The organism is Rhodococcus sp. ACT016, assembly GCF_050477185.1.
Classification (GTDB): domain Bacteria; phylum Actinomycetota; class Actinomycetes; order Mycobacteriales; family Mycobacteriaceae; genus Prescottella.
In genome coordinates, this window is record NZ_JBEAET010000001.1 from 4,460,484 (window position 1) to 4,478,302 (window position 17,819).

The window sequence follows — 17,819 nt, forward strand, 5'->3', positions numbered from 1 at the left end:
CCTCCTTGTGCCGCCGCCTCAGTTGATGCGCGAGGAATGGAACGCGTCGATCTCGTTCTCGTAGTCGGCGCCCATCTTCTGAACCTGGTCGAGCGTGAGCGCGGCCTCGGCCTCGTCGATCTTCGCCATCGCGAAGCCCACGTGGACCAGGACCCAGTCGCCCACCACGAGACCGTCGTCGGCGAGCAGACGCACGCTGATGGTCCGTTGGACGCCGTTGACGTCCACCTTGGCCAGATGCTGCTCGGCGTCGACCATCCGCACCACCTGACCGGGAATGCCCAGACACATGACCTCTCCTCCTCTCGCGCTCGTCAACAGATGCGTGGCAGCGGGTCTCCCACCAGCATGTCCACGATCCGACTACCGCCGAACGCGGTGCGCAGCGCCACGACGCCCTCCGGTTCGGCCAGCACCTCCCCCACGACCGCCGCGCGCTCGCCGCCCGGGCTACCGCGCAGCGCCGCGAGCGCGGCGTCGGCCTCGTCGGCGGCCACCACCGCGACGAACTTGCCCTCGTTCGCGACGTACAGCGGGTCGATGCCCAGTAGGTCGCACGCGCCGGCGACCTGCGGCAGCACCGGCAGCGACTCCTCGTCGAGGACGACGGCACACCCGGCCGATTGGGCCAGTTCGTTGCATACCGTGCCGACCCCGCCCCTGGTCGCGTCACGCATCCAGCGGGTCGACGGTGCCGCGTCCAGCAGCGCATGCACGAGTCCGTTGATCGGCGCGGTGTCGGAACGGATGTCCGCCTCTATCGCCAGTTCGCCGCGCGCGAGCATCACGGCCATGCCGTGCTCGCCGATCGTCCCGGACAGGAGCACGCGGTCGCCGGGCCGGACGTACTCCGGCCCGAGTCGCGTGGTGACCGGCAGCGCCCCCACGCCCGCGGTGCAGATGTACACGCCGTCCGCGGCGCCCTTGCCGACCACCTTGGTGTCGCCGGTCACCACGTGCACGCCGGCCTGCGCGGCGGAATCCGCGATGTCCTGGACGATCTCGCGCAGCAGCGCGATCTCGAACCCCTCCTCGATGACGAAGGCGGCCGATAGCCACAGCGGCCGCGCACCCGTGACCGCGAGATCGTTGACGGTGCCGTGCACCGCGAGGTTCCCGATCGACCCGCCGGGGAATTGCAGGGGCTGGACCACGAACGAGTCGGTCGAGAAGGCGATCTGCTCGCCCGCCGGCAGGGTGAGCGCGGCCGCGTCCCCGAGCTGCTCGAGCTGCGGATTGCGCAGCGCCTCCACGAACACCGAATCGACCAGCGCCGCCGACGATTTCCCACCCGCCCCGTGGGCGAGCGTGACGACCTCCTCGAGGAGCCGGGGCCTGCGCTTGCGGAACGACGCGATGCGGTCGAGGACGCGGTCCTCCCGTTCGGCGGCCGTCGTGGGTTCCATGGGCTAGCCCTCCTGCCTCGGTGCCGGGGTCGTGCCCGGCCGGTTCATGTGCTCCTGGGCGGCACTCCAGAGTCGGTAACCGACCAGTGCGTGGCTCTCCTGGATACGGTGGATGCTCTGCGACCGGATCGTGAAGCAGTAGTCCAGGTCGTCGCTCACCGCCATCCGGCCGCCCTCGTGCCCGGCGAAGCCGATCGTGAGCAGCCCGCGTCGCCGTGCTTCCGTGAGCGCGATCATCAGGTCGTCGGAGTTCCCGGACGTCGACAGCGCGATCGCGATGTCGTGCGGGCCCGCGTGGGCGATGATCTGCCGCGAGAAGATCAGGTCGAAGCCGACGTCGTTGCCGAGCGCCGTCACCACGGCCTGGTCGGCGGCGAGCGACCACGCCGCGACGGGCCGCCCGCGGGCGGGACGGCTGAACAGCGACGCGAGGGTGGCGGCGTCGGTGGAACTGCCGCCGTTGCCGAACGTGTACAGCCGCCCGCCCTGCGCGAACCGCTCCGCCATCCGTCGACCGGCCTCCTCGATCCCGGGGCCCCACTCGGCCGTCGAGTCCCGCTGCAGCCGAGCACTTTCGGCCGCCTTGCCGCGTGCCGAGTCGGCGAGGTCGTCGAGCAGAGCCTCGGCACCCTCCTCGTGGGCGTCGATGAACGGGTACAGGAAGTCCGTTCCCTCGGGGACGGGAGTCGCGTCGGTCATCGCGGTACCTCCTCGCGCGGATCGATTCGGGTGATCGCGGCACCACCGTGGACGAGCAGCAGGTCGCCGGCTTCGACGTCACCGACGATCGTGATGTCGACCCGTTCCTCGCCCGTCGCCGTACGGACGAGCACACCGTCGATCGGATTCGACGACACCAGAACCACTTCCGCCAGTCGTCCCTCGTCGCTGCACGTGACGCACGCGTCGTCGGCGCAGTCGGCGCCCGCCTCGGCGGGTGCCTGCAGCAGCCCGGGGTGCTCGAAGCAGACGTGCGTGAGTTCCCACAGCAGGTGATACATCAGCACGAACCGTCCGGTCGCCGGAATCATCGGATCGTCCGAGTCCACCCACAGGATGTGGGTCGCCGCACCGGGTCCGGGCCGCGGGCCCGAGCCGATCCAGATCGTGTCCGCGCCCCACGCCGGCGCGCGCCGCATGATGTCCCGCACCTGCGGCTGGTCGGCCGACGCCACCGCCAGGACCACGTCGCCCGGCCGGGTCGCGACGCGGCACTGCGCCACCGGGTCCGGTTCGACGAGCGAGACCGACGGTAGGGCCCGCTTCCCCATGATCACCGGGTGGACGAACTCGACCGCCACGTGGTGCGCGTGCGGTTCCCACTGGGGCGAAACCACCCACAGGGTGGCGCCGGCTTGGAATCGCCGAGCCAGGGCCAACGCCGCGGCCGCCAGGTCCGCGGACAACTCCCGGTCGATCAGTTCGACCGTCGCATCACTCGTCGTCATGGTTGCACCTCGTCGATCGCATCGGTCCGTGCGCGACGCGCCAGCGTCGCCAGTCCCAGTGCCGCCTGGCCCAACGACAGCCCGCCGTCGTTGGCCGGCACCGCGTGATGGGTGAGCACCCGCAGGCCCTCGGTCTCGAGACGAACGCGGACGAGCGCGGTCAGCAGGCGGTTCTGGAACACCCCACCGGTCAGACCCACCGCCTCGACTCCCGTGCGCCGCGTGATATCGACCGCCAGGCTCGCCGTGGCCGCCGCGAGCGCACAGTGGAATCCGAAGGCCAACTCCGGCGCCGGGACTCCCGCGCGAACACCCGCTACGAGCCCTCCCAGCAGCTCCGCGAGCCTCAGCTCGCCGCCCTCGCTCTGCATCTCCACCGCCGCGGGCGTGCGGGCGGTGCGGGCCAGGGCCTCGAGTTCCACCGCGGCCTGCGCCTCGTAACTGATCCTGTGTCGCACGCCGAGCATCGACGCGACACCGTCGAAGAGCCGGCCGACGCTCGTCGTCCGGACGCAGCCCAGTCCGGAGTCGAGTTGCGCCGCAACCAGTGCGCGTTCGTTCGATGCCATCGCCTGCAGGCACGGCAGTTCCTCGGCGGCAGGGGTGTCCAGGCCCACCTCGTGCAACAGCGCCAACGCCACGCGAGCCGGGTTCCGCACCGCGACGTCGCCGCCGGGCAGCAGGAACGGCTGCAGGTGTCCCACCCGCTCGGCGTCGAGGAGATCCGGCCCGACCAGCAACATCTCCCCGCCCCACACGGTGCGGTCGCAGCCGTAGCCGGTGCCGTCGTACGCGATGCCCAGCAGCGGTGTGCCGTTGATGCGATGCTCGGCCATCAGCGCCGCGACGTGGGCGTGGTGGTGCTGGACGGTGCTCAGATCGACGCCCTCACGCGCACTGAACTCTTCCGCCCAGTTCCGGGTCGAGTACCCCGGATGTTCGTCCGCAACAATCAGTTCCGGCCGCACGTCGTGCAGGGCCGACAGCTGGGCGACGGAGGTGTCGAACGCGCGTCGGCTCTCGAGGCTGCCCATGTCGCCGAGGTGGCCGGAGCAGAAGGCGAAGTCCTGCCGCGTGAGGCAGAACGTGTTCTTCACCTCGGCGCCCACCGCGAGCACCGTCGGGCCGGGGCCGTCCAGCATCACGGGCACCGGCACGTACCCGCGCGAGCGTCGGATCGGCGACGGAGCACCGTCGACCACCGTGAGAACCGAGTCCTCGCACGGCACGGCGATGTCGCGGTCGTGCATCAGGAACACGTCCGCGATACCGGACAGGCGTTCGCGCGCATCGTCGTTGTCGAAGCACAGCGGCTCACCGGCCAGGTTGCCCGACGTCATCACCAGCACCCGCGGCGGCCGGACGGCGCTGCCCGGCACCGGCGCGAACAGCAGGTGGTGGAGCGGCGAGTAGGGCAGCATGATCCCGAGTTCGTCGAGTCCCGGCGCGACCTCGACCACCACGTCCGACCGGGTCTTGCTGCGCAGCAGCACGATCGGGCGCGCCGCACTGCCCAGCACGTCGGCCTCCGCCGCCCCGACGTCGCACACCCGGCGCGCGGTGTCCAGGTCCGCGGCCATCACCGCGAAGGGTTTCGCCGGACGCTGCTTGCGCGCCCGCAGCCGCCGGACCGCCTCGGGATCGGTTGCATCGCACGCCAGATGAAATCCGCCGATGCCCTTGACTGCGACGATGCCGCCCGACGCGATCTCGCGCTGCACCCGTTCGAGAACGGCGTCGTCGCCGTCGATCCGGCGACCGGCCTCCGCGAAGATCCGGGGCCCGCAGTCGGGGCAGCAGATCGGCTGCGCGTGGTAGCGCCGGTCGGTGGGGTCGGTGTACTCGCGTGCGCACCGCTCGCACATCGGGAACCGCGCCATCGTGGTGGCCGGCCGGTCGTACGGCAGGTCGGTGACGACCGTGAACCGGGGTCCGCAGTTGGTGCAGTTCACGAACGGGTGCCGGTAGCGGCGGTCGGCGGGATCGGCCATCTCCCGCGCACAGTCGGCGCAGATCCCGACGTCGGGCGGGACGAGGGTCCGCGCACCCGGGGTGTGCAGGCTCGGCGCGATCCGGAACGCGACGTCGCCGCGGGGCTCCGACGGTTCGACGGTCACGTCCACCACCACCGCGAGCGGCGGCGCGTCGCGGCGCAGCGCGATCGCGAACTCCGCCAGCGCATCCGGCCGACCCTCGACCTCGATGAACACGCACACCTCGTCGTTGCCGCAGTGCCCGGTCAGTCCCAGCCTCTCGGCCAGTCGGGCGACGAACGGCCGGTAGCCGACGCCCTGCACCACGCCGCGGACGGTCAACCGGTGCCGCTCGGTTGCGGCCCGGTCGGTGAACGCCTCGGTCGTCACGGCGCCCCGTCTCCGCCGTCGCGCGGCTCACGCGGGCGGCCCATCAACTCCAGGCCGGCCATCGCCCGTTCGGCGCCTTCCCGGTCGACGCGCTCCACCGCGAAACCCATGTGGATCACCACCCAGTCGCCCGGACCGAGCGCGATGTCCTCGAGCATCCCGACGTTGACCTTGCGTTCCCGCCCCTCGACGTCGACGAGTGCGAGTTGACCGCCGTAGCCGTCGAGCATGCGGACCACCTGCCCCGGGATTCCCAGACACATCGCTCAGTCCTCCATTCCGTCGACCCGACCACCCACCACGGCCGACGAACCGAACTCGGACACCACCGCCCGCACCTCGCCGACGGCGACGTCCACCGCGGCGGCCACCGGTGCGGACAGCCCGATCCCCTCGTCGACGCACCCCGCCTGACAGCCGACGACGACGGTCCGCGGCAAGCGCCCGCCGAGCGCGGCCAGGCTCGCGAACACCGCACCCGGATCCATGCCGTGCGCGTCGAGTTGCGGAAGCGCTCCGGGACGGTGCCCGTCGACCTCGAACACGCGGATCCGGCCCGGGTGACCGCGGTCCGGGACCGCGTCGACCAGGATCAACACGTCCCAGCCGTCGAGCAGGTCGTAGGCCAGGTGCATGCCGCCGATGCCGTAGTCGACCGCGCGGACGCCGTCGGGCAGCGGCCTGGATGCCAACGCGCGCAGTACCTCCGGGCCGAAGCCGTCGTCGCCGAGGAAGATGTTCCCGATTCCGGCGACCAGGATCCTCGGCGACGGCTCGGGCGCCGCGGGCGGCATCGCGTCACATCCGGCGCATGCGTAGGTAGCGCTGCATGTCCGGGATCGACCGCACCCCGATCCATACACCCGCCGCGGCGACCGCCGCGAACACCACCGTGGACACCATTCCGATTGCCCTCATGACCGATTCTCCTCTCGCTCGTTCGCCGGATCGGACTGCGAATCGAGTGGTTCCACTTCGTCGGGCGCGAAGTACAGGTAGCGGCCGTACCAGTCGTGCAGTTCGGCGGCGGGATCGTCGAGGACGACGACGCCCACGTGTGTGCGGCCGTCGACGTCGGCGTGCACGGTGGCGACGCGTGCGACCTTCCCGGCGAGGAACAGGTCCTGTGCGTCCGCGCGCCGAGACGGCCGCAGGCGCACCAGGCTGCCCTTCGCGATCCGTACGCCGTCGACGAGAACGCCGTCGGCCTCCGGCCGAACGCTGGTGTCGGCGGCCGGATCCCACCAGGGCACGTCGTCGGGCAGCTCGGGAACGAGCCCGCCGGGGGTGGTGAACGTCGGGGGTACGGGCATTCCGGTCTCGACGGCGCGCGGGTCGCGGAGCGCACCGTGCAACCGCTGCATGTCCGCCGGCGACATGGTGTCGCAGCGGTCGATGATCTGCGCCGCCAACGGATCGGTGGCACGGGCCTGCGCCTTCTCCTCGTCCGTCAGCGTCATCACCCGCAGGGTGAGGATCTCGTCGATCTCGGTGGCGTCGAACAGGTCTCCGCCGCTCTCCTCGGCGGTGCGGGGATGGTCGTAGAGGATGATCGGCGACGCCAGCACGACGTCGCTCGTGCCCGCCGCACCCTGGTCCCCGGCCAGGACCGGGTAGCAGCGATGCTGCCGGCACCCGGCCGCGGCCGCCGCGAACCGGTCGGGTGGCTCGAGCAGCGACACGAAGCGCGCGTCGCGCGCCCCGAGCAGCAGGTGTGCGCCGATGAGCGAGTGGCGAATCGCCGTGTCCTTCGGCGGTGTTCCCGGCGACGCGACACCGTCGAGGTCGGTCTCGTTGCGCACGTCGACGCGCAGCCGCACGGCGTCGTCCACCCGGGAGGCGCTCAGTTCGACCCTGCCGCGCAACGGGAATCGTGTCCGCACCAGACGACCGGACGGCCCGAGATCCTCGACGTCCACGCCGCCCGGCACCCGGACGTCGCGGCCGACCGTGTCGAGCAGTTCGGTCACTCCGAACGCGCCGAGCGGGACCTCCACCGCCACGGCCTCGTCCCAGCTCACCCACGTCCGTCCGGCGGCGGCCAGCTCCGGCACCGCCTCGTAGCCGCGACCGTCGGTGCGGGCCGCCTCGGCGGTCCGCACCTGCAACTGCAGGAACCGCAGCACCGGCTCGACCACGCCCTCGTCGCGGTCGAGCAGGCACTCGACTCGCATCGCCGGATCCTCCCCTACGTCCCGGTCGGCGGCACCGTCCGGCCCGAGAACTCCGAACTGCCAGCGCGAGTGGTTCTTCCGCGAGGTGGAGCGGTACGGGTACAGCAGATAGCCCTCGTAGAGGACGGCGTCGGCCACCGCCCGCAGCCGGGCCAGATCGTCGAGTCCGGTCACGTCGTCACCTCCCCCGCCGCGTCGAGCAGCTCGGTCACGGCCTGGTCGATGCCCGGCAGCCCGCGGGCGGCCTTGAAGCGCATCAGGGCGGCGATGGTGTCGTGGTCCAGGCGCAGCCATCCGGTCGACGGAAAGTTCTGCCGCACCGTCTCGCGCCACACGTCGACGGGCAGGTCGAACTGTGCCTCGCGGTCCCACGGCACCTGCTCGACGCCGAAGCCCTTGGTCCCCTTCGTGAACACCGTCCCGCTGAACAGGAAGCTGAGCGGCACCGTGCCGTCCGCGCCGGCCTCCAACGCGTGCAGGTACTTCGACGCCGTCACCTCGAAGTCGTACGTGCACGGCATCACCAGTTCGGTCACGCACTCGCCGGTGAACCCCGGCACCGTCGCCGTGGCATGCAGCCACGGGAACGTGGAAAGGGTCGACGCCCACCGCTCGCGGGGTCCGAACAGGTCCAGCAGTCCCGCCTCCTCGGCGTCCGAGTAGCGGCGGCGGCGCGGTTCGATCCGGATCTGGCACCGCAGGGCGAGCGCATGCACGGCGGCGCCCGTCGACTCGGCGATCCGGATGCGCGCAATCAGGTTGGGGGTGACAGCGAACGGTTCGGGGCCGACGGAGAGCACGGAGAAGTCGAGTGCCGTCACGACGCACCTCCGGACGGTTCGTGTACCGGCACGCTGCGCTGCTCGACGCGTTCGAAGAAGGCGTCGAGTTCGCGGCGCGCGTCCTGCCCGCCGTCGAACCCGCGCCAGCAGCGCCGCAGTCGACCCACCAGTTCGTAGCAGGCGTCGATCGGCAGGAGGTGGCATTCGGCGCCGGCGGGACCGGTCTTCGGCACCCGGATCAGCAGCGCCTCGACGTCCGCGACGACGGTGTCGAGCGCCGGGTTGGAGTCGACCACCGATTTCCACGCCTCGATGGACAGTTCGGACTCGGTCGCGCCGGCGGGTCCGGGATAGAAGGCGACCGTGCGGCCCTGCTGGGAGTTCTGGAAGAAGAAGGCGAGCCCCACCGGAATCTCGAGCCCGTCCCACTGCCCGAGCCCCAGTCGGAAGTCCGGGAACGACAGGTACCGATCCGGGACCGCGCGGTACTTCAGTTCCGCACCGGGTTCGGCGAACAGCAGGTAGCACGGTCGGCACACGCACATCAGTTGCCGCCCGGCGAGGTTCACCACGTGCGGATGCTCGTCGGCGATCGGCACGGCACACATCTCGCACCGCTCCCCGGTCATCGGCTGCGGGCGGTCGGCCGCGATACGCCGAAGCACCCCCAGCGCGGGACCGGTGGGGGTGCCTCGCTCCGCGGGCCCCGTCACCCGGTCACCGCCGTGGGTACCGCCACCGAGAGGACGCCGTCACGCACCAGCACCGGCAGCGGGTCGAGATGCTCCCCCGACGTCTCCACCCCGGCCCCGGCCCGGCGGACGTCGTAGTGGGCGCGGCAGGTGGGGCAGCGCACGACCGCGTCGCCGACCGCGCCGCCGGCCCGACGTTGCATCACCGTCCCGGCCATGGAGTTCCCGCACGCGGGGCACCGGTCACGGTAGGCGAACACCTCGTCGCCGAGCCGGCACACCAGCATCGTGAGGCCGCCGAGCGTGAACCCGCCCACCTCGTCCGGCGCCAGATCCGCGAATTCGGGTGCGGCCATCCATGTTCCGGGATGCTGCTCCGGGTCGCGCACGTGCGACATCAGCGAATCCACGCTGAACACGCCCGGTGTGGCCGCGGCAGGCTCGCCGGGATCGGTCTCCACCTCGATCGCGGTGGTCTCGGGTGCCGCGGCCTGCACGGCGCCCTCCACCGCGAGTTGCAGCGTCACCGAGGACGACGGGCACCCGTGGCAGCTGCCGAGCAACCGCAGCCGCACGACACCGTCGTCCGACACCTCGACCAGTTCGACGTCGCCGCCGTGCGACCCCAGGTAGGGGCGGACGTCGTCGAGGGCCTTCCGCACCCGGGTCTCGACGTCGTGCGGGTGCAGCCCGCTCACCAGCAGCACGCTCGACACCAGTTCGTCGCGCGCGAGTTCATCGACCAGGCCCGGCGTGCGCGCGGCGGCAGCCAGAATCCGCTCGAGGGCCTCACCGTAGAGATCGACCACCTCGCGGACCAGTTGCTCGGCCCGCTCCCGGGCCACCGGTCCCCCGGCCGAGGCGGAGTCGAGTAGCGCCTCGATCCGATCGCCGGCTCCCCGCCAGCGATCGGATTCGTGCGTCTCGTGTCGCGTCTCGTCGTGTATCGACGCCATCTGCCACCTCACTCCCCGGTCATGGACTGTGTGGGCGAGTGGAGCTTCTCGATCGTCTTGCCGTCTCCGAGGTACATGTGGACGCCGCACGGCAGGCAGGGATCGAAACTGCGGACCGTGCGCATGATGTCGATGCCCTTGAAGTCGTCGCGGTCGTTCTCCTCGTAGATGTGCAGATCCGTCACCGCATCCTCGTACGGACCCGGAACCCCTTCGGCATCACGGGGACTCGCGTTCCACGGCGTCGGCGGGTACGGGTGGTAGTTCGCGATCTTGCCGTCCCGGATCACCATGTGGTGCGAGAGCACGCCCCGCACCGCCTCGGTGAAGCCGCACCCGATGCCCTCGTCCGGGACCTCGAACGGCTCCCACGTCTTGGTCCGTCCCGCATTGATCTCGACGAGCGCCTTGCGCGCGAAGTGCAGCGCCATCGCCGCCGCGTACGCCTGGAAGTACGTGCGCGCACGGTTGCGCTCGATCGTGTTGCTCCACGGCGGGATCTTCCACTCGAGACTGGCGGGCCCTTTGAGCGCCGTCTTCGGGAAGTCGATCTTGACGCTGTGGCCGGTCGCCTTCACCTCGTCGGTCTCGACGAGGCCGGCGAGCGCGGTCGACCACATGCGGGCCAGCGCCCCGCCACCGGTGTCGAGGGCCAGATTGTCCTTGCCGTCGAACCACCGCGGCGACATCACCCAGCTGTACTTGTCCTCGAGGTCGCGTTTCTGCGGTTTCGGGTTGGTGTGCTGGTTCCACGGGTGACGCCGGTCCACCGGGTTGCCCAGCGGGTCGGTGGTCACGAACATCTCCTGATCGGACCAGTCGTCGTAGTACGACGAGCCGAGCATGATCCGGATGCCGAGGTTGATGTCCACCAGGTCCGTCGTCACCAGCTTGTTGTCGACGACGACGCCGGGCGTGACGAACATCTTCCGGCCCCAGTCCGTCATGTCCTTGTACTGGAAGTTGCACGCTTCCGGGTCCTGGAACGTGCCCCAGCAGCCCAGCATCACTCGCCGCTCGCCGACGTGCTCGTAGCCGGGCAACGCCTCGTAGAAGAAGTCGAAGAGGTCGTCGTGCATGGGGACGACCTTCTTCATGAACTCGATGTAGCGCATCAACCGCGTCGTGTAGTCGGTGATCAGCTCAACCGTCGCGACGGTGCCGACACCACCCGGGTAGAGCGTCGACGGGTGGACGTGCCGCCCCTCCATGAGGCAGAACATCTCGCGGGTGAGGCGACTGACCTGCAGTGCCTCGCGGTAGAAGTCGCCGGTGAACGGGTTGAGCGCCCGCATGATGTCGGCAATCGTCTTGTATCCGTGAGCGTCCGCGTGCGGTGCCGCGGACTTCTCCGCCTGGGCGAGGACGCCCGGATTGGTCTCCGAGACCATCTTCTCGCAGTAGTCGACGGCGACCAGGTTCTCCTGGAAGATGTTGTGGTCGAACATGTATTCGGCGGCCTCGCCGAGGTTCATGAGCCACTCACCCAGGTGCGGCGGCTTGACCCCGTAGGCCATGTTCTGCGTGTAACACGAGCACGTCGCGTGGTTGTCTCCGCAGATGCCGCAGATGCGACTGGTGATGAAGTGGGCGTCGCGCGGATCCTTGCCCCTCATGAAGAGCGAGTAGCCACGGAAGATCGACGACGTGCTGTGGCATTCTGCGACCGTCTTGTTCTTGAAGTCGACCTTGGTATAGATCCCGAGGCTGCCGACGATGCGGGTGATGGGGTCCCAGGACATCTCGACGAGGCCCTTGTCGTCGGCTGCCCCCCGTTTCGGCTCGGGCACTGTGGAAGTCATCGAGAAGCCTCTCTACTCTCGGCAATCGCCTGTCGTCGTTCTCGCGCTACCAGGTACGCACGGCGCCCGTCCTCAGTAGGCGCCCGGGCACACGCCAGCTGGGTTCCTTGTCGAGCGTCCGGCCCGTGATTCCGCGCAGTGTGCGGATCATCGTTCCGTACACCTCGACCGCTGTGCTCGAAAGTTTGCCGCCGGGGGGTTCGTCCATGAACGGCATGAACTTGTCGGGGAATCCGGGCATGGTGCAGCCGATACAGATGCCGCCGACATTGGGGCATCCACCGAGCCCGCTCATCCAGCCCCGTTTGGGCACATTGCATTTCACGACGGGACCCCAGCAACCGAGTTTGACGATGCACTTGGGTGAGCCGTACTCGGTAGCGAAGTCGGCCTGCTCGTAGTAGCCCGCGCGGTCGCAGCCCTCGTGCACGGTCTGCCCGAACAGCCACTGCGGTCGGAGCATTTCGTCGAGTGGGATCATCGGCGCCTGCTCGGTCACCTGGTAGAGCAGATATGTCAGGGTCTCCGAGAGATTGTCCGGCTGGATCGGACAGCCGGGCACGCACACGATCGGCAGGCCGGCCTTGGACTTCCAGTCCCACCCGAGATAATCGGGCACGCCCATCGCGCCGGTCGGATTGCCGGCCATCGCGTGAATGCCGCCGTACGTTGCGCACGTGCCGGCCGCGACAACAGCAATTGCCTTGGGCGCCAACCGATCCAACCATTCACTCGTCGTGACGGGCTGTCCGGTCTCCGGATTGCTACCGAACCCACACCAGTAGCCCTCGTCGTGCAGCTTCTCGTTCGGGATCGATCCCTCGACCACCAGAACGAAAGGCTCGAGCTCGCCCCGGTCGGCTTTCCAGAACCACTCGAGGAAGTCGTCGGCGCCGCCCGCGGGACCACACTCGAAGTCGATCAACGGCCAGTGCACCGCAACCTTCGGCAGTCCCGGAAGAGCGCCCAGCGCGATCTCCTCCACACTCGGCTGAGTCGCCGCGGTCAACGAAACCGAATCGCCGTCGCAACTGAGTCCCGCGTTGATCCACAGGACGTGAATGACACCTTCGTCGGTCTCGTCAGATTTGGCGTGTTCCGCCTTCTTCGCAGCTTTCGTCGGTGTCGACATAGCAGCCACTCCCCGGGGCTCCAACGCCCCTGCGTCACCGGAGTCGACCCTCGGCCCACTTGCGTGACGCCCACTCACAATTAAGGCGCGACAGCGGTGGGTCTGTCAACGCTCGACGATCACCCCGCGGGCCGCTCATCGAGCCACCGATACCATTCCTCGAGCCCTTCCCCGCTGGTCGCGGACAGATTGATCACGCGCACACCAGGATTCACCGATCGCGCGTTGCGTTCACACGCTTCGGTCTCGAAGTCCACATACGGGAGGAGATCGGTCTTGTTGACGACGACGAGATCGGCCACCGCGAAGATGTGCGGGTACTTGAGCGGCTTGTCGTCCCCTTCGGTCACCGATATAAGGACAACCTTACCTTGCTCGCCGAGGTCGAACAGCGCCGGGCACACCAGGTTTCCGACGTTCTCCACAAACACGAGCGAGTCGTCCATAGGGCTCAGCGCATCGAGCGCACCACGCATCATCTCGGCGTCGAGATGGCATCCTGAACCCGTATTCACCTGCACCACAGAACATCCCGTCGCCTTGATCCGATCGGCGTCGAGCAGCGTCTCCTGGTCTCCCTCGATCACCGACACCGGACTCGACGCCTGCAGCTCCCGCACGGTCCGCTCGAGCAGCGTCGTCTTGCCCGATCCGGGCGAACTCATCAGGTTGAACGCCCGGACCCCGCGCGCAGCCAGCCACGACCGGTTCTCCGCCGCCAACCTGTCGTTCTTGTCCAGAATCCGCTGTTCGAGCGTCACGGTCTCGGTCGACACGGGCGCGTGGTCATGCGTGTGACCGTGGCCGTGGCCGTGGCCGTGCGCGTGATCATGACCGTGACTGTGTTCGTGTTCGTGTTCGTGCTGCTGCGGCGCGTCCGCCGGCACACTGATCCGAGTTCCGGCCGGCTCGTCGACCTTGCCGCATCCACACGTCGCGCACATGCTCAACCCACTTCCATCGACATGATCCGTAGTTCACGGCCCGAGACGACCTCGACGTCGGCGCTGCCGCACGGGCACAGCAACACCAGGTCGTACAGGGGAAAGTCCTCGCCACAGCTGCGACAGTGCGCTTGTCCGGGTGGCTCCTCGATATCGAGACGGGCGCCCTCCGCGACCGTCCCCTCGGTCACCAACTCGAAACAGAACTGCATCGCGTCGGGAACCACCGCGCACAGCCGGCCCACCTGCAGTCGAATGCTGTGCACACTGCGTCCGGCGGCGTGTTCGCAGACCGCGTCGACGACGCTCTGAGTGATCGCCATTTCGTGCATCACGTGTCTCCGTTCGGACGAAGACCTCCGGATCACACGATAGGACGCACCCGCAACGGGAAACAGGGGATTGCGCGAAGTGCCGTCAGCTCACGTCGTGCTCGTGGAAATGGGTCGCGCCGATCGTGTGCAACAGTTCGTGCACCGTGTCGTCGACCAATCGGTAGCGCACGGTACGCCCCGTCCGTTCGGCCGCCACCCAACCCTGCTGCCTCAGCAGCCGCAGCGCGTGCGACACCGCGGTCCCGGTCATGCCCAGCGCCGCCGCCAGATCTGTGACGCAGATGTCGGGTGCGTGGTGCAGGCACAGCAGCAGCCGCAGGCGATTCGGGTCCGACAGCAGTTCGAAACGATTCGCCCACCCGGCGATGTCCGGCGCGACGAGCGCCTGTGCGGCTCGCCGGACGTGGTCCGGATCGATGGCCGGGGTCGGGGTCTGGGACACGGCACCAGTCTAGGTCCGCAGTCGAGGCGAACCCGCCGAATCGGTACCCGCCCCGGAGCGTCCTACCGTGTAGGGGTGGTCATGCAGCAGGCAATCAACCCCGTCGACGGTGTCGGCATCGCGTATCGGGTGATCGGCGACGGGCCGCCGCTGGTGCTGGCGCACGGAACCGCGCTGTCGAGCGCGATCTGGCGCGCGTTCGGCTACGTCAAGGCGCTGCGCGACGAATTCCAGTTGATCCTGCCCGACATGCGCGGTCACGGCCGCAGCGACACCCCGCACGATCCGGCGTCGTACGCGATGGATCTCGTGGTCGGCGACATCCTGGCGGTGCTCGACACCCTGGGCCACGAACGCGCTCACTACCTGGGCTACTCGTTCGGCGGCCGGGTCGGGCTCTCGCTGGCGGTGGCCGCGCCCGAGCGCCTACGAACCCTCACCGTCGGCGGCGGCAGCAGCCGTCCGCAGGCGGGTTCGTTCGACAAATTGTTCTTTCCGGGATGCATCGACGTCCTCGACCACCAGGGCATGACGGCATTCCTGGACCAGTGGAACGCTCACCGGCCGTGGCCGCTCGATCCGGCGACGCGGGCCGCGTTCGATGCGAACGACACCCGTGCGCTGGTCGCCTACCTGCGCCGGTCCGAGGCCGAGCCCGGCGTGCCCGACGCGGAACTCGAGGCCCTCGACGTTCCGACGATGCTGTTCGTGGGGTCGGAGGACCGCCCACGCTTCTCGGACACGCAGAAGCTCGCGACGCTCATCCCCGGATCCCGGCTCGCGCTCATCCCCGGCTCCGACCACGCCACCACCGTCGCGGCATCACCCGAGGTGCTCGCGGTGGTGCGGCCGTTCCTCGAGGAGCACTGAGCGTTCCGAAGGATCCCTCCCGGGCTGCGGGAGGGATCCTTCGGGACTCACTCGACTGAGCGCTCAGCGGCTGAAGGCACCCTCGAGCCGGTTGCGCGAACCCGGGTGGATCAGGCGCGCTGCGCTCACCAGTCCGCGCTCGGACCAGGTTCGACGCCGGATCAGCAGGCACGGTTCGCCGCGGTCGATCCGGAGCAGGCGGCACTCCTCCGGGCTCGCGAGGACGGCCTCGACGACGTGTTCACCACGCACGAGCGGTGCGACACGGGTGAGGTAGTCGTTGGGCGTGATCGTGGTGAAGTCCTGGTCGAGGTAATCGGGCGCCTCGGACGGGTTCACCAGACGATCCTCCACCTGGATCGGCTTGTCGTCCTCGTAGTGCACGAGGACGGAGTGAAACACCCTGGCACCGACCGCATCCCGGAGGAAAGCCTGCGAATGGTCGGTGTCCTCCTCGCGAACGAAGATCACCTCGGTGCGATGCCGGTGGCCCCGCTCCTGGATCTCGTCGGCGATGTTCTTGACCTCGAACAGCGGCGATGCCGTCTTGGTGCTGGCGACGAACGTGCCCACGCCCATCATCCGGACGATCAGCCCGTCGCTCGTCAACTCACGCAAGGCGCGATTGATCGTCATCCGCGACAAGCCCAGGGCGTTGACGAACTGGTTCTCGGAGGGCAACTGGTCACCTTCCGACCAACGGCCCGAACGAATCTGCTCCGCCACCAGCTTCTTGACCCGTTCGTAGGCGGGCACGGACTCGCCGCCGGCCTCGCCGAACAGCGCGGCGAGTTCCGCGTCGACGTCTACAACTGCCATCCGCTGCCCCTGCTCCTCGAAAAGTCCTGCCGGCCCGTTCGTCGACTCGGCCCACGAAGTCTACCGACCAGTGACCTCCGCCCCTACGGCGAGCGGTTGCGAATCGAAATTGAGGCAGACATGCCGGTGACCGAACACCCCGACAAGGCGAATGTACTTGCTGCACAACATTCCGTCACCGAGGACGTCGCCGCACATGTCACCGATGCCGACCGTCCGCACTACCTGCCGGCCGGTCCCCGCGAATCGCTTGGCGCGACCGACCCCGGGTCTTCGACGATCGAGGGCCTCGACACGATGCCATCCGCGCCGCGTCCGCCCAGCGCCTGCGCCGACGGCGACGGCGACGGCGACGCCGCGGACAGAAACAATAGTCGCCGTAACCAATGCGGCCTTGCGGCGGATGATGCGCCTCTCGGCATGGATCACGCATCATCCGTGCGAAAGGGAAATGAATAACATCAGAGCTCGCGGCAATCGCCTTCTATGCGGTTGCAATTACACTCCCGGAAACTCAACTGGGATCCGCTGACCGATTTCATCACACGGCGCTGGAAATGCCCAGTTTCTACCGTTACGACGACGCGCTGAGCACGTGCGCCGTGGTCCTGCTCGAGAGAGGTTACGAACTAGGCCGGCATTTCGAACAACGTAACCGCGCGACAGCATGGAAGGGCCCGGAGGCAAACGGGCGCAACCATGCCTCCGACTCCTCCGCGCCTCATCCAGATGGACGAAAAAGCGTGTCCATTTCCCGCGCTGATACCCCGAAAATATTGTGGCGCAACAACCTTCCCCGAATACTTCGCGCAGGGAGGTGCGCTCGACTCCGCCGTCGGCAGACGGGCTGCGGGCGGCGCGCAGGCGCTCGGCGGTATCGTGCACAGCGACCGCGGATCGCGATCGCCACCTGCGCCGAACGCGCCTACCAGCGACGTCCGACCGGGCCCGGCAAGTTGACCCCGTCGAATACGAGACCAGCATGACCACACCAGCCGCTCAGGCTGCGCAACCGAACCTGCAACCCGATCGTGCAACCGGTCCGTTCAGCTCGGCACCGCGATCGGATATCGAACGACATCCGGCTCGTAGTCGGATCCACGCGGAACGTGGGCCCGCCTGCGCCGAAGGTCGGCCAGGAGACGCCCCCCTTGACATCCGCTTGTATAGACCGGAATATACAAGCCGCAGTCAGGGGACGTGAGCCGCCGCACACCAGCTACGGACACCGGATGCGGACGGCAACGGAGGCGCTCGACAGTCGCGTACCGCAAGAGCGCCCTCACCGCCCGATCACTAGGAGCACCCGATGGACATCACCGCACCAGGCAACGAGGCCCGCCCGATCAGCGCCCCGGCGAGCGTGGTGCGTGCGAACTCCGACCTCGTGTGCGACGGCGCCAACTGGGAGCAGTTCCGCGAGCCCGAGGCCAAGCGCCGGATGCTCCGCCCCGCCGGTAGGGGATGCGGGCGCTTCCAGATACTCCGACCCCGGAATCGGGGAACCACGAGGCTGTGGCAAAGCGGCTGAACGAGTCGCGCTCCGATGTGATCACCCGGCACGACGAACCGGGCACCCTCAGTTTCTGCCGTGGCCGGTACCCCGTGCATCACGCCACTCCGGCGGCAGGCGGGAAGACACGGGCAGTGCAGT

22 protein-coding genes are annotated in these 17,819 nt (G+C 68.8%); 3 read left to right on the forward strand and 19 right to left on the reverse strand.

The features are described from left to right. Positions 1–18 precede the first annotated feature (18 nt). The 17 genes from ACQ5DX_RS20470 to ACQ5DX_RS20550 form a co-directional block, all read right to left on the reverse strand. Positions 19–291 (reverse strand): HypC/HybG/HupF family hydrogenase formation chaperone, encoded by a 273-nt coding sequence (locus ACQ5DX_RS20470; RefSeq protein WP_430334312.1) that lies wholly within the window; start codon positions 289–291, stop codon positions 19–21. A gap of 23 nt (positions 292–314) precedes the next feature. Further along, positions 315–1,406, reverse strand: a complete 1,092-nt coding sequence (gene hypE, locus ACQ5DX_RS20475) for a hydrogenase expression/formation protein HypE (protein WP_430334313.1) — start codon at positions 1,404–1,406, stop codon at positions 315–317. Positions 1,407–1,409: 3 nt separating this feature from the next. Beyond that, entirely contained in the window at positions 1,410–2,105 is a 696-nt protein-coding gene (locus ACQ5DX_RS20480) for a D-sedoheptulose-7-phosphate isomerase (RefSeq protein WP_430334314.1), read from the reverse strand. Then, the gene (locus ACQ5DX_RS20485; protein WP_430334315.1) at positions 2,102–2,854 is read right to left on the reverse strand and encodes a HypC/HybG/HupF family hydrogenase formation chaperone; all 753 of its coding nucleotides are present in this window, start codon (positions 2,852–2,854) and stop codon (positions 2,102–2,104) included. Before ACQ5DX_RS20485 ends, ACQ5DX_RS20480 begins: the two co-directional genes overlap by 4 nt. Next, positions 2,851–5,217 carry a carbamoyltransferase HypF gene (hypF, locus tag ACQ5DX_RS20490; protein ID WP_430334316.1) on the reverse strand — a complete coding sequence of 789 codons (2,367 nt, stop codon included), beginning with the start codon at positions 5,215–5,217 and terminating at the stop codon, positions 2,851–2,853. Before hypF ends, ACQ5DX_RS20485 begins: the two co-directional genes overlap by 4 nt. After that, on the reverse strand, positions 5,214–5,480 hold the full coding sequence (locus ACQ5DX_RS20495; RefSeq protein ID WP_430334317.1) for a HypC/HybG/HupF family hydrogenase formation chaperone: 267 nt from the start codon (positions 5,478–5,480) through the stop codon (positions 5,214–5,216). The genes hypF and ACQ5DX_RS20495 overlap by 4 nt, the downstream gene beginning before the upstream one ends. Before the next feature lie 3 nt (positions 5,481–5,483). Next, positions 5,484–6,011: a hydrogenase maturation protease gene (locus ACQ5DX_RS20500; protein ID WP_430334318.1), complete on the reverse strand. Its 528-nt coding sequence runs from the start codon at positions 6,009–6,011 to the stop codon at positions 5,484–5,486. 4 nt (positions 6,012–6,015) lie between these two features. Then, positions 6,016–6,135 carry a DUF6893 family small protein gene (locus ACQ5DX_RS20505; protein ID WP_430334319.1) on the reverse strand — a complete coding sequence of 40 codons (120 nt, stop codon included), beginning with the start codon at positions 6,133–6,135 and terminating at the stop codon, positions 6,016–6,018. Continuing rightward, the gene (locus ACQ5DX_RS20510) at positions 6,132–7,565 is read right to left on the reverse strand and encodes a hypothetical protein (RefSeq protein WP_430334320.1); all 1,434 of its coding nucleotides are present in this window, start codon (positions 7,563–7,565) and stop codon (positions 6,132–6,134) included. Before ACQ5DX_RS20510 ends, ACQ5DX_RS20505 begins: the two co-directional genes overlap by 4 nt. Continuing rightward, positions 7,562–8,212, reverse strand: a complete 651-nt coding sequence (locus ACQ5DX_RS20515) for a DUF6084 family protein (protein ID WP_430334321.1) — start codon at positions 8,210–8,212, stop codon at positions 7,562–7,564. The genes ACQ5DX_RS20510 and ACQ5DX_RS20515 overlap by 4 nt, the downstream gene beginning before the upstream one ends. Further along, positions 8,209–8,886 (reverse strand): DUF5947 family protein, encoded by a 678-nt coding sequence (locus ACQ5DX_RS20520; protein ID WP_430334323.1) that lies wholly within the window; start codon positions 8,884–8,886, stop codon positions 8,209–8,211. Before ACQ5DX_RS20520 ends, ACQ5DX_RS20515 begins: the two co-directional genes overlap by 4 nt. Then, positions 8,883–9,821 (reverse strand): NifU family protein, encoded by a 939-nt coding sequence (locus ACQ5DX_RS20525; protein ID WP_430334324.1) that lies wholly within the window; start codon positions 9,819–9,821, stop codon positions 8,883–8,885. Before ACQ5DX_RS20525 ends, ACQ5DX_RS20520 begins: the two co-directional genes overlap by 4 nt. Before the next feature lie 8 nt (positions 9,822–9,829). Beyond that, positions 9,830–11,623, reverse strand: coding sequence for a nickel-dependent hydrogenase large subunit (locus ACQ5DX_RS20530; RefSeq protein ID WP_430334325.1), 1,794 nt, complete (start codon positions 11,621–11,623; stop codon positions 9,830–9,832). 46 nt (positions 11,624–11,669) lie between these two features. Further along, positions 11,670–12,755: a hydrogenase expression protein HypE gene (locus ACQ5DX_RS20535; protein WP_430334326.1), complete on the reverse strand. Its 1,086-nt coding sequence runs from the start codon at positions 12,753–12,755 to the stop codon at positions 11,670–11,672. 119 nt (positions 12,756–12,874) lie between these two features. Further along, positions 12,875–13,699, reverse strand: coding sequence for a hydrogenase nickel incorporation protein HypB (hypB, locus tag ACQ5DX_RS20540; protein WP_430334327.1), 825 nt, complete (start codon positions 13,697–13,699; stop codon positions 12,875–12,877). A gap of 2 nt (positions 13,700–13,701) precedes the next feature. After that, complete coding sequence (gene hypA / locus ACQ5DX_RS20545; protein ID WP_430335760.1) at positions 13,702–14,031, reverse strand: hydrogenase maturation nickel metallochaperone HypA; 330 nt, start codon at positions 14,029–14,031, stop codon at positions 13,702–13,704. An 85-nt stretch (positions 14,032–14,116) separates the two neighbouring features. Next, complete coding sequence (locus tag ACQ5DX_RS20550; RefSeq protein WP_430334328.1) at positions 14,117–14,476, reverse strand: ArsR/SmtB family transcription factor; 360 nt, start codon at positions 14,474–14,476, stop codon at positions 14,117–14,119. Positions 14,477–14,557: 81 nt separating this feature from the next. On the opposite strand from ACQ5DX_RS20550, the gene ACQ5DX_RS20555 reads away from it, so the two are divergent. Further along, positions 14,558–15,346 carry an alpha/beta fold hydrolase gene (locus ACQ5DX_RS20555; RefSeq protein ID WP_430334329.1) on the forward strand — a complete coding sequence of 263 codons (789 nt, stop codon included), beginning with the start codon at positions 14,558–14,560 and terminating at the stop codon, positions 15,344–15,346. 63 nt (positions 15,347–15,409) lie between these two features. Here ACQ5DX_RS20555 and hutC read toward each other — a convergent pair whose 3' ends face one another. Both hutC and ACQ5DX_RS20565 read right to left on the reverse strand, forming a co-directional pair. Next, complete coding sequence (gene hutC / locus ACQ5DX_RS20560) at positions 15,410–16,165, reverse strand: histidine utilization repressor (protein WP_430334330.1); 756 nt, start codon at positions 16,163–16,165, stop codon at positions 15,410–15,412. A 60-nt stretch (positions 16,166–16,225) separates the two neighbouring features. Next, positions 16,226–16,336 carry a hypothetical protein gene (locus tag ACQ5DX_RS20565; RefSeq protein ID WP_430335761.1) on the reverse strand — a complete coding sequence of 37 codons (111 nt, stop codon included), beginning with the start codon at positions 16,334–16,336 and terminating at the stop codon, positions 16,226–16,228. Here ACQ5DX_RS20565 and ACQ5DX_RS20570 point away from each other — a divergent pair. Then, a complete protein-coding gene (locus tag ACQ5DX_RS20570) occupies positions 16,286–16,624 on the forward strand; it encodes a hypothetical protein (RefSeq protein ID WP_430335819.1) in 339 nt (112 codons plus the stop codon). The genes ACQ5DX_RS20565 and ACQ5DX_RS20570 overlap by 51 nt on opposite strands. An 850-nt stretch (positions 16,625–17,474) precedes the next feature. Further along, positions 17,475–17,696 carry a hypothetical protein gene (locus ACQ5DX_RS20575; protein WP_430334331.1) on the forward strand — a complete coding sequence of 74 codons (222 nt, stop codon included), beginning with the start codon at positions 17,475–17,477 and terminating at the stop codon, positions 17,694–17,696. Positions 17,697–17,819: the final 123 nt, after the last annotated feature.

Bases quoted from the DNA above. Each gene is read 5' to 3' on its own strand.
- ACQ5DX_RS20470 (WP_430334312.1), bottom strand. From the start codon at position 291: ATGTGTCTGGGCATTCCCGGTCAGGTGGTGCGGATGGTCGACGCCGAG.
- hypE (WP_430334313.1), bottom strand. From the start codon at position 1,406: ATGGAACCCACGACGGCCGCCGAACGGGAGGACCGCGTCCTCGACCGC.
- ACQ5DX_RS20480 (WP_430334314.1), bottom strand. From the start codon at position 2,105: ATGACCGACGCGACTCCCGTCCCCGAGGGAACGGACTTCCTGTACCCG.
- ACQ5DX_RS20485 (WP_430334315.1), bottom strand. From the start codon at position 2,854: ATGACGACGAGTGATGCGACGGTCGAACTGATCGACCGGGAGTTGTCC.
- ACQ5DX_RS20495 (WP_430334317.1), bottom strand. From the start codon at position 5,480: ATGTGTCTGGGAATCCCGGGGCAGGTGGTCCGCATGCTCGACGGCTAC.
- ACQ5DX_RS20500 (WP_430334318.1), bottom strand. From the start codon at position 6,011: ATGCCGCCCGCGGCGCCCGAGCCGTCGCCGAGGATCCTGGTCGCCGGA.
- ACQ5DX_RS20505 (WP_430334319.1), bottom strand. From the start codon at position 6,135: ATGAGGGCAATCGGAATGGTGTCCACGGTGGTGTTCGCGGCGGTCGCC.
- ACQ5DX_RS20525 (WP_430334324.1), bottom strand. From the start codon at position 9,821: ATGGCGTCGATACACGACGAGACGCGACACGAGACGCACGAATCCGAT.
- ACQ5DX_RS20530 (WP_430334325.1), bottom strand. From the start codon at position 11,623: ATGACTTCCACAGTGCCCGAGCCGAAACGGGGGGCAGCCGACGACAAG.
- ACQ5DX_RS20535 (WP_430334326.1), bottom strand. From the start codon at position 12,755: ATGTCGACACCGACGAAAGCTGCGAAGAAGGCGGAACACGCCAAATCT.
- hypB (WP_430334327.1), bottom strand. From the start codon at position 13,699: ATGTGCGCGACGTGTGGATGCGGCAAGGTCGACGAGCCGGCCGGAACT.
- hypA (WP_430335760.1), bottom strand. From the start codon at position 14,031: ATGCACGAAATGGCGATCACTCAGAGCGTCGTCGACGCGGTCTGCGAA.
- ACQ5DX_RS20555 (WP_430334329.1), top strand. From the start codon at position 14,558: ATGCAGCAGGCAATCAACCCCGTCGACGGTGTCGGCATCGCGTATCGG.
- hutC (WP_430334330.1), bottom strand. From the start codon at position 16,165: ATGGCAGTTGTAGACGTCGACGCGGAACTCGCCGCGCTGTTCGGCGAG.
- ACQ5DX_RS20570 (WP_430335819.1), top strand. From the start codon at position 16,286: ATGCCGGTGACCGAACACCCCGACAAGGCGAATGTACTTGCTGCACAA.
- ACQ5DX_RS20565 (WP_430335761.1), bottom strand. From the start codon at position 16,336: ATGTTGTGCAGCAAGTACATTCGCCTTGTCGGGGTGTTCGGTCACCGG.
- ACQ5DX_RS20575 (WP_430334331.1), top strand. From the start codon at position 17,475: ATGGACATCACCGCACCAGGCAACGAGGCCCGCCCGATCAGCGCCCCG.